The 9,972-nt window shown below is 48.1% G+C and carries 8 protein-coding genes; 2 read left to right on the plus strand and 6 right to left on the minus strand.

Annotated elements, in window-relative coordinates:
• Positions 1-141: 141 nt before the first annotated feature.
• The 6 genes from TH606_RS02135 to TH606_RS02165 all read right to left on the minus strand — a co-directional run bounded on the left by TH606_RS02135 (position 142) and on the right by TH606_RS02165 (position 9,003).
• A complete protein-coding gene (locus tag TH606_RS02135) occupies positions 142-1,821 on the minus strand; it encodes an N-acetylmuramoyl-L-alanine amidase (RefSeq protein WP_068541054.1) in 1,680 nt (559 codons plus the stop codon).
• Positions 1,821-4,391, minus strand: coding sequence for a DNA mismatch repair protein MutS (gene mutS, locus TH606_RS02140; RefSeq protein WP_068541055.1), 2,571 nt, complete (start codon positions 4,389-4,391; stop codon positions 1,821-1,823). The genes TH606_RS02135 and mutS overlap by 1 nt, the downstream gene beginning before the upstream one ends.
• A gap of 693 nt (positions 4,392-5,084) precedes the next feature.
• A complete protein-coding gene (locus TH606_RS02150; protein ID WP_068541057.1) occupies positions 5,085-5,387 on the minus strand; it encodes a type II toxin-antitoxin system RelE/ParE family toxin in 303 nt (100 codons plus the stop codon).
• Complete coding sequence (locus TH606_RS02155) at positions 5,380-5,622, minus strand: CopG family ribbon-helix-helix protein (protein ID WP_068541058.1); 243 nt, start codon at positions 5,620-5,622, stop codon at positions 5,380-5,382. Before TH606_RS02155 ends, TH606_RS02150 begins: the two co-directional genes overlap by 8 nt.
• 43 nt (positions 5,623-5,665) lie before the next feature.
• Positions 5,666-8,662: a MobF family relaxase gene (gene mobF, locus TH606_RS02160; RefSeq protein WP_068541059.1), complete on the minus strand. Its 2,997-nt coding sequence runs from the start codon at positions 8,660-8,662 to the stop codon at positions 5,666-5,668.
• The gene (locus TH606_RS02165) at positions 8,662-9,003 is read right to left on the minus strand and encodes a hypothetical protein (protein ID WP_068541060.1); all 342 of its coding nucleotides are present in this window, start codon (positions 9,001-9,003) and stop codon (positions 8,662-8,664) included. Before TH606_RS02165 ends, mobF begins: the two co-directional genes overlap by 1 nt.
• Positions 9,004-9,063: 60 nt before the next feature.
• Between TH606_RS02165 and TH606_RS02170 the strand changes: the two genes are divergently transcribed.
• Positions 9,064-9,393 (plus strand): hypothetical protein, encoded by a 330-nt coding sequence (locus tag TH606_RS02170; protein ID WP_068541061.1) that lies wholly within the window; start codon positions 9,064-9,066, stop codon positions 9,391-9,393.
• Between the two features lie 112 nt (positions 9,394-9,505).
• Entirely contained in the window at positions 9,506-9,832 is a 327-nt protein-coding gene (locus tag TH606_RS02175; RefSeq protein ID WP_157627840.1) for a hypothetical protein, read from the plus strand.
• Positions 9,833-9,972 lie beyond the last annotated feature (140 nt).

The following is a 9,972-nucleotide window of genomic DNA, read 5'->3' on the forward strand; positions in this document are numbered from 1 at the left end:
ATTTTGTTCAGCAAAATTTAATCAAGTTATAGCAAAAATTCTAGCTTTGTCCAGGAGAAGCCAGGCAGTCTCTGAGATTATTCGTATTTAAAAAGGCAGGTCAAAATGTCACGCCTTTTGGCTCCCGTTGATGACAAAAAACTAAGGAAGAGTAGCTACTTTCATGGATTTAATATATTCTTCTATTCCTTTGGCAATACCATCAGCTATGGTATTCCAGTAGGCAGGGCTTTTAAGGCGGGCTCTTTCGTAGCGATTACTTACAAAACCTATTTCTACCAGTATAGCCGGCATTCTGGTACCAATTAGAACAATAAAGGGTGCCGTTCGAACTCCTCTATCTTTTACGCGCCGATAACGACTTTTCACCTGGCTTACCATGTTTTTCTGGACAGCTACGGCTAAACGTTTAGATTCTTCAAGCTTGGTATTTAGAAGAATATTTTTCAGCAGATCCTGGAGTTCGCTGAGGGAGTGTGACGAAGCCGCGTTTTCAAGGGCAGCGGTGCGCATAGCCTCTTCGTCACTGGCAAAATTCAGGTAATATGTTTCAAGGCCATAAGCCCGTCTGTTAGGCGAGCTGTTTACGTGGATAGATATAAAAAGATCTGCATTTTTTAGATTGGCAATGGCGGTGCGCTCTTCAAGGGGGATAAATTTATCACGAGTGCGTGTAAGAACCACTTCACAACCCAGGCGAGCGCGAAGTTTTTGGGCCAGACGTTTTGAAACCTCTAGAACAATATATTTTTCTTTAAGGCGGCCATAGCGGCAACCAGGGTCTTTTCCACCGTGGCCAGGGTCAATTACTATACGCCTTATCCCTAAACCAAGCTGCTGGGCCAAAGAAAGTTCGCCATTTATGATTTTGGGCTTGGCTACTGAAACTCCCGGGGAAGAAGAAGGTCCCTGGTTATATAGATCTATCACCAGGCGGGCAGGCTCATTCAAAAAGAAAACACGGTGGTCAGTAAGGCTGGTTAAATCTAACACCACCCTTACGGTATCTTTCCGATATTGCCCAAAACGGACTTGTTTAAGAAAGCTATCTTTTATGGGAACTGACGGCTTGGTATAAGGAGAAATTCTTGCAGGTTTAAGATCCACATATAGACGAGGCGGCTTTCCCTGGTGGGCCTTAAGCACGTGAGCTTTGTATTTAACCGGCTTGGTCAAATCCAGAACAACCCGGCTGTAATTTTCACCAGACCAATGGCGAATTTGCTTGACGGTGCCGCCTATTTTGAAGGCCAGGAGCCTTCCAGAATTATTAGTATTTAGATTTTTGGGGGCCTTACTCTCTGATGGACTTGTCTTTGAAGCTTTTTTACTAGCTGGTTGTGATTGAGAAATATTTTTAGCCAGAGTTTTGAGCTTCTTTTTGAGAGCCAAAGCCTTTACAGGGTCTTTCAGCTTCTTTTCATAAATAAAAATGGCCCTTTTTAAGGCCAGCTCTTTCAATGAACTTTTAGGATATTTTTCCCAGATTAAACGGTAATACTTAAGGGCCCGTTTTAAATCACTCTTTTTCCCTGAATAGCCGTATAGCTCCTCGTATAAACGCCCACACCTATAAAGCGCCCGGGGAGCCACCGAACTTTCAGGATAACGCAAATAAATTTGCCGGTAGCGATTTATAATTTCTATCCAGTAGCGGCGGTATTTTATCTTCCGGGAGTTAGCAAAACGTTTAAGTTCTTTCTCCGCCTGCTGAAAGGCCCTTTCTGCACTGGCAGCTTGAATTTCATAAGAACCAAAAGTAAGGGACAAAATCGTCAAAAATAAAAACAAAATCGTTGATTTTTTGACAGCCAGAGACATTAATGTTTCTCCGCCAGGGCCTTAAGCTCGTATAATTTTTGCAGGGCCTCAAGAGGGGTTAGATTATCTGGATTGATACTCATTATTTGGCTTTTTAGAATATCATCACCGGAAAAAAGGCTTTTTTGTTTCTTTTCTCTTTTAGGCCTAAAATGGCCAGCACTTTTATTTTCTAAAGATTTTAATATCTCTTTCGCCCGGGCCACTACTTCTTTAGGCAAACCCGCTAAGGCCGCCACTTGTACCCCATAAGACTCACTGGCCGGCCCGGGTAGCAAGCGATAGAGAAAAATTATTTGGTCTTCAATAGCCTTAACCGCCACGTTGAAGTTTTTAATCCCGGTATATTCTCCCGCAAGCTCTGTAAGCTCGTGATAATGGGTAGCAAAAAGCGTCATTACTTTTTTTTCATGCAAAAACTCTGCCACTGCCCAGGCAATAGCCAGGCCATCATAAGTGCTTGTGCCCCGGCCAATTTCATCAAGTATTACCAAGCTTCGGGAGGTAGCCTGGTGAAGAATATTAGCACATTCAGACATTTCCACCATAAAAGTGCTGCGGCCACGGGAAAGTTGGTCTGAAGCGCCTATTCTTGAAAACAGGCGGTCACAAAGGCCAATAGTGGCCTCTTCGGCAGGCACAAAGGAACCCACGTGGGCCATAAGGGTTATAAGGGTCGTTTGCCGCAAAATAGTAGATTTGCCAGCCATGTTTGGGCCAGTAATAATGAGAATTACATTTTCCTTAAGGTCTAAACTCACACTGTTGGGGACGAAAGAGCCGCTAGGTAAGGCTTTTTCCACCACCGGGTGGCGACCTTCTTTTATCTTTATTCCCGGATCTTCTACTATTTTCGGGCGAACGTAGTTGTTGGAAACCGCCACCTCAGCCAGAGAAGTTAAGACATCAATAGTAGCTAGTGCTCTGGCCACTTTTTTAAGACGTGGAGCCTCCTTGGCCACTTCTTTTCTTATCTCTAAGAAAAGCTCCTGTTCAATTTCCTTTATACGTTCATCAGCTGAAAGAACTTTGGCTTCAAAATCTTTAAGCTCAGGAGTAACAAAGCGCTCTCCCCCTACCAGGGTTTGCTTGCGAATGTAATCTTTGGGGACCTTGGAAAGGTGACTTTTAGAGACTTCTATATAGTAGCCAAAAACGCGATTATAACCAATTTTAAGATTGGGAATTCCTGTGCGAGCCCGCTCACGGGCTTCAAGTTCCGCCAGAAAAGAAAGGGCATCATCTTTAAGGCGACGTAGCTCATCAAGCTCGTGGTGAACACCTTCTTTGATAATCCCTCCCTCTCGAAAATTAACCGGGGCATCTTCACGAAGGGTGTTTTCAAGATTTTTGACTAAATCTTCCGGCATTAAAAGATTTTCTTTTGTTTCGTCTAACAAGGGAGACACCTTTTCGGGTAAAAGGCCTTTAAGTTCAGGGAGCAATAACAGCGAATTTTTTAAGGCCAGGAGGTCGCGGGGGTTGGCCACTCCCATAGCTGCCCGACCAGTAAGCCTTTCCACATCGGCAATGCGAGCCAGTAAATCGCGCAATTTTTTACGTTTGGTGGGTTCATTTACTAGATAAGCCACGGCCTCAAGGCGGGATTCAATGTCTTTTAAGCCCCTAAGAGGATACAAAAGCCATTCTTTTAATAATCTCCCGCCCATGGGAGTAAGTGTTTTATCAAGCACCCAGAGAAGACTCCCTTTAACCGTCCCATCAAGATTATTACGCAATATTTCCAGGTTTCTCTTGGTTGCTTCATCAATTATCAAAAAGTTTGACAAGAAATAAAACTTGGGAACTCCCAGATGGCTTGAAACTTCTTTCTGTGTTTCTATTACGTATTCAAGGAGGCTCGCCGCGGCACAGAGCCCAACCGAAGCCTGGGCAAGGCCAAAGCCCGCCAGGTCAGCCACCTGATATCTTTCTTTAATTATTTCTTTGGCCTTTTCCTTTTCCTGGATAAAAGTCCTAAAAGAAACAAAAATTTGAGGAAGCAGCTCACGAATTTTTGCTACAATGGGTACATCTTTTAGGGTTTCAGGCAGTAATATTTCTTTAGGTTCAAGGCGAAAGAGTTCATTTAACATTTCCTCGTCAGTTTGAACTTCAGTAACCTTAAAGTCACCGGTAGAGAGGTCAAGATGAGCCATTCCCCAGCCTTTTCCTGGAAAAAGGCTTAAGAGGAAACGATTCTCTTTAGAAGAATGCGTATCTTCATCCAGATTTAGCCCCGGCGTTATAACCCTGACAACTTCTCTTCTAACAATCCCTTTTGCCTGCTTAGGGTCTTCCACCTGCTCACATATAGCCACTTTATATCCAGCTGATACCAGGCGGTTGATATAGGGAGCAGCGTTAGCCGCCGGCACCCCACACATGGGAACTTTTTCCTTTGCCCCCTTATCTCGGGAGGTAAGAGCTATATCAAGAATACTAGAGGCTATTTGGGCATCTTCAAAAAACATTTCATAAAAATCACCAAGCCGGAAAAACAAAATAGCATCCGGATACTTTTCTTTAATCTCCAAATACTGGCGGAACATCGGGGTGATACGAGCCATAGAGATAATTCTAAACTATGGAACAAGAATTTAAAGCTAAAGGGAACAGGAGGTACACTTATCATTTAAAGAGGGATAAAGCTTGGTGGGCCGCGGAGGACTCGAACCTCCAACCTATGGATTAAGAGGAAATTTTGAAAGTGAGATTGTGAAAGTTTTTGAAAGAAAATCGCCGAAATCGCGAGATCGCAACTGTCCCCAAACTGTCCCCAAGTGTCCCCAGAGGGGAGAACACCCTGAATCCCTTGTGTATCAAGGGAAAGAGCATAAGTTCTGATTATATCGAAAGAAAAAAGTTCTTATAATATAATTATAAGGGGACTTCCCCTAAGGTGTTTCTTCCCTTCCAGGCGGATTGAAGTCTAACCCTCCCGCGCCTGATGCGCGTCAAGGCTCTTCGCTCGCTTTGCTCGCTTCGACCCTACGGGCGGGCCTAACGGCCCGGCCTTGACACGCGGCGCGGAAGGGTAGGCTCTTTTTTGCCCCGGAAAGGGGGGAAAAGGTGGGACCTTTTTCTTTTTTTCAGGAGAGAGGGTCTTCGGGCTCAAGGCGCTCGACGGCTTCGCCTCTCGCGCCTTTCGGGTAAGGCTCGTTCCAGCGCCAACGCCTCAAATTTTGTCGAAAAATAGGAACTACAATATCTTGTATTCTTCTCAGCTGCAGGTAATACAATATTTTGTGTCCATATTTTGTTCAAAAGTTATTTTTATCAGGTGGCCATTTTCTGGCGCCATGAAGCACCCTTAAGATTTCCACTCTACGACCCTTGACCCTGTAAACCAGAATGAAAGGAAAACCTGAAATGATGAGCTCGCGTGTCCCAGGAACTCTGCCAAGGCGTCCCAGGGCGGGATAATCTCGAAGATTCAAAGCCACCTCGTATATACGTTGCACCACTTTTTGAGCGGCAGTGGGATTATCTTTGGCAATGTAAGAAGCGATCTTGTCAAGATCTCTCAAAGCAAGGCGCAGCCACTTAAGGGAGGCCTTAGACATCTACTCCCCACTTGAGAAAAAACTCGCGCACTTCCTCTTCGGAAGAGAAATTGCCAGCCTCGGCCTCTTGGACACCCTCAAGAATTGCCTCTATTTGCCAGGCGTTACGTTCTACATAATTTTGGAGGGCTTCACGAACAATGTGGGCCAGGCTGCGCCTTGTAACCTTGGAGAGCCGATCCAAAGACTCCTTAAGCTCTGGCTCTATTCTAGCTCCGACTAAAACCTTTTTCATGTTTACAAGTGTAGCAAATAGACAAACTTTGACAAGTCAAAGGTTAATCGCCCATTTCCACCCCGGCGGACCTATCCCTGGCGGGATCCTCTATGACCTCGATGTCGAGACTCTTTCCTTTCCCCCTGGAGGTTTCTCTTTCCCGGGAGGATCCCATATCTTTGGCCCGATCTCCCGCCCCGGATTTCAGGTCCAGATCCACGCCTTTTCCCCGAAGGGTGCCGGTTTCTCTGCCCTTACCATGGCTCTCTTTCATGAGTTCTTCCTTGAGTTCGTTCTTGAGCTCTTCCCGGGCCCCCTCCGGATGCCAATCCCTTGTCTTGCTCTCGACGGCCCGATCGAGGGCTTCTTTCTGATTTTCGGGCCTGCGTTCTTCAATTACTTTTCTCAAAATCTCTTTTGAGGCTTCTCTTTTGATTGAGTCTATCATGCTCTCTTTAAGATCTTTGCCGGCAAAATAATCACGGTAGTCCTGTAGGTTTACGACCCGGTTGAGGATCTTGAAATCGGCCTCGGAGGCCGTGATACTCTCCCTCAAGGTGACAACGTCCCGGTCGAGGTCTTTTCTTACCTGGAGTCTCTCATCGAGGGAGCGGGCCCCGGCCTCGACTTCCGCCGCCCGGGTGAGAACGTCGGCCTTCTCCTGGGAGACATCGATCCTTTCCCGGAGGTTCTCAAGGGAATCGGTATAGATTTTTGCCTCTTCTCTTCCCCGGGTCACGGCTACGTAGAAGCTGTTTGCCGAGACCGAGCGACTCTTGCTCTCGGCATTGTAGATCACCCGGTCCACGGTCTGCCCCTGGCTTTTGTAGACGGTGGTAGCGTAACCATGGTCGAGGTAGTTGTATTCCCTTAAGTTTACTTCTTTCATCCCAAAATCCGTCCTGACAACCAGGGACTGTTCTTCCCGGTGCACGAGAACTACTTGTCCGGCAAGGCCATTTTGTACTCCAAGATCGCGATCGTTCTTAAGGAAAAGGACACGATCACCCACAGCGAATTCCCTGGTACCCAGGCTTTTTCCGTTGGATCCGCGCACCTCGACTTTCACGCCTTCTTTCTCTACGTAGCCTCGCTTTTGTAGTTCGTATCTTATCTCGCGGTTCAAACGATCCTTAATGGAATTTTTATCAGTTACTACGAGGACGCTTTTTTTCTCTTCCACGGCCCTGAGATAGTCCTTTTTGATCGCTTCCAGGCGTTCCTTTTTGGAGTTGATTTCTTTTACCCAGCCCTTTTCGGATAGCTTTTCCAGGGCCTCGACGGTCTTCCCTGAGGAGGCAAGCCTCGCGGCCTCACGATATTCGGGATCCTTTTGTCTAAAAATCTCCGTGAGCTCGTGAAGGGATCCTTTCTTAGCGGCTTCGGAGACCAGCCTCCGGAAGGGATCCCCCACGCCCACGGGCTTTAACTGATCCGGATCCCCTACGTAGACCACCTTCATTCCATGGGCCCGGGCGAACTCCTGGATGGCGGCGGTACGCTTGGCATCGAGCATCCCGGCTTCGTCCACCACCAGGGCCCCACCTTGGAGGCGCGTATGTTCGAAGGTTCCTTTGAGGTGGAGTGTATTGAGGGCATCGACGGTGTAACTACTAATCCCGGTTTCCTTTTCCAGGTTGGCGGCGGCGGCCCCGGAGACGGAGACACCGAGCACGACACGTCCTTGTTCTTGATACACGGTCTTAAGACCTTTGAGCATGGTCGTCTTGCCGGTGCCGGCCTTTCCGATCACCACGGCATCTCCTCGGCCTGTAGCAATCCCCTCAATGGCCGATTTTTGTTCATCGGTCAGGTGATAGCCCAGGCCTTGTTCGAAACTTTTCAGGATTTCTTTTGTCTTCTCGGGATTCAGGGCATAGCTCGAGCTATGATTCATCAAACCTATATCTCGGGTCCTCAGCTCCGCGTGGAGGTTGTTTGTTACGGTCCAGACGTTTCGACCTACACGATCCTGACCCAGGGAGTGTCTTCCGCCCTGATTACTGAAAGCCCTTTCAAGGGCATTCTCGGCATAATTTTGGATCTGTCCCACCCAAAGGTAGATTCCTTCCTTAGCCAGGGCCCTCACACCCTCGAGCTGAACGTCAATTTCCCGGACATATCCCTTGGTGGAGAGCTGCTTTTCAGCTACTCCTTCGAGGATTTTTTGAGCGATGCTACTAATAGCGACTTCTTTCTGATAATCGTAATTTCCCTGGCGTTCGGGGAGTTTGATTCCGACTTCCCGGGCCCTGGTTTCCCAGTTTTTACGCAGCTCTTCCGGATTGAAATCTTTTTTGGGATCCCGAGTGCGGTAGGCGGCCACTTCGGCGGCCTTCCCGCCCTCAAGGCCGTGTTCTTTGAGGTAGTCTTCTATCTCGGCCCGTCTGGTAGAGAAGGCCCGGAGCTGCTCTTCCGTGAAGTCGGCGAGATCGAAGGTACCGTCCTTTTTCCATTCGATCCGGTAGCCCATCTCTTCGAGGTTACGGGCGCAATGCATGCGATACATAAGGCCCAGGTCTATTTTGTGGTTGTAAATTTCCCGAAGGTAGGCGGAGACCACTTTTCCGTCGCCGGCGCGTTCGGCCACGTTGGCAATCAGAACATGGGAGTGCAACTGCGGATCCCCGTTTCGGTTGGTGAAGTGATCAAAGCGCACGGCAAGCATTCCCCGGGCCGCAGTGGGGTTGCCGTTCTCATCCCGGGCCTGAAACATCCCGGAGGATTCTATGTAATCTATTACGGCCTTTACGGCTTCACGGTGAGCCTCCAGGATGAGCTCACGGTGGTGGTCGTCAAGGGCGGCTAACAAAGAGACGGACTTTGGAGCGGAGAAGGAGAGGTTATCGGCGAGGCGATCGTTACCTTTCAGCGCTCCCCCGGTTTCCCTGATCCTGGCCTCGACGATCTCCTGGAAGCGCTCATGATTTATTTTTTCCCCGGTGTTCCAGTAGGTTTCGCCGGCGATTACGTTCCCCTCTCCACCCTGGAAAAAGTAGTCTTCCTTTTCGAAATAGAAGGCCCCCTGGGAAGCGGAAACACCGGAAAGGGAGAGCATCACTTACCCCCTTTTGCGGAATCTTTTTGGTTATCAAGCTCGTCGGAGAGCCGTTTCATTTCCGATTCCAGATCCCCCAGGAAACGGCCCTGTTTCCGTTCCAATTTATGGAGTTTTTCTTCGAGTTTTTGGGCCTGTTCCCGTTGTTTCTTGGCGATCTTTTCCTCTTCCCGCGCCGCCTCCGGGAAGTAGGAACGTTCGAAGGCTTTCCATTCTCGTTCGAATTTGACGTTCTCTTTTGCGAACTCGATGTCGTGTCTTTCGAGCCTTACGAGGAGCAGGAAGATGAGGATCATGGCCACCGGGAAGAGGACCAAAGCGAATCTGAAAAGACCACCCATAAGGTGCACCTCCGGGTTTCGTTTTTCTTTCTCAAAGAGACAACGAAAGGAGGATCCGGGATGGCCAAAAAAGCGAAAAGAAGGGATGTTTTCGGGGCACTTGAGGCCGTACACGAGCGCGCCAAAAAGCTCAAGGAGGAGATCGAAAAACTCAAGGAGGAGGCGCTTATGGAACTCGGAAAGGAGCTTTTAGAGGCGCGTCTTAAGGGGCAGGAGATGATCCTTCCGGAGGAGCTTGAGGCCAAGCTTGAAATGGTCAAAAAGGCCTTTTCCGGGGAACTGAAAAGGCAAAGAAAGCCCCTGAGGAAGAGGGAGGAAGAAGGGAAAACGGAGCCCGAAGTTAGCCAGATTAGTCGGGACAAGAAGGAACCCGGGGAGGGGATTTTATGAGTTTTTTGTGATCCCTTTTGATCTTCATTTTAGGTGGGATTTCGGGCTTTGCGGCGTGTGCTCTTTTCACCTCGAAAGCCCTTTTGAAGGCGGAAGAGAGGAGGGACAAGAGATGATAGACGACCTTTTTTTATATCCCAGGACGGAGAAGTTACTACTCAAAATTTTGGCGCGGAATGTGAGGGTCAGGGCGAAAAGAAAGGCGCTTGATATGGCGCTTTCGGAGGCCGCACGTCGGGGAGTGAATACGAATCCGAAGGATTTTTTTTCCACCCTGGAGATGATAGAAGCGATTGGAAAGCTCGAGCAAGATGGCCTTGAGGAGATTTTTAAGGAAGCTTACAAAGAGCACCTGGCCAGAGAAACGACGGTTCTTTTTGAGAAGTTTGCGCGGATAGTTTTAGGGAAGGAAGTATCTCTTGAAGTGAACAAAAAGTAGGATCTTTGGTATCAAAAAAACGGGTTTCCAGTCCAACGGTTAGAGTTGGAACTGTGTTCAAAAAAGAGCGGTAGGGGACCTTCAGGAAGGGTCCTTTTGGTCGGTTCAGGTGTAAAAGTTTAGACTTTATCTGACAGTCA

Source organism: Thermodesulfatator autotrophicus (genome assembly GCF_001642325.1).
GTDB lineage: Bacteria > Desulfobacterota > Thermodesulfobacteria > Thermodesulfobacteriales > Thermodesulfatatoraceae > Thermodesulfatator > Thermodesulfatator autotrophicus.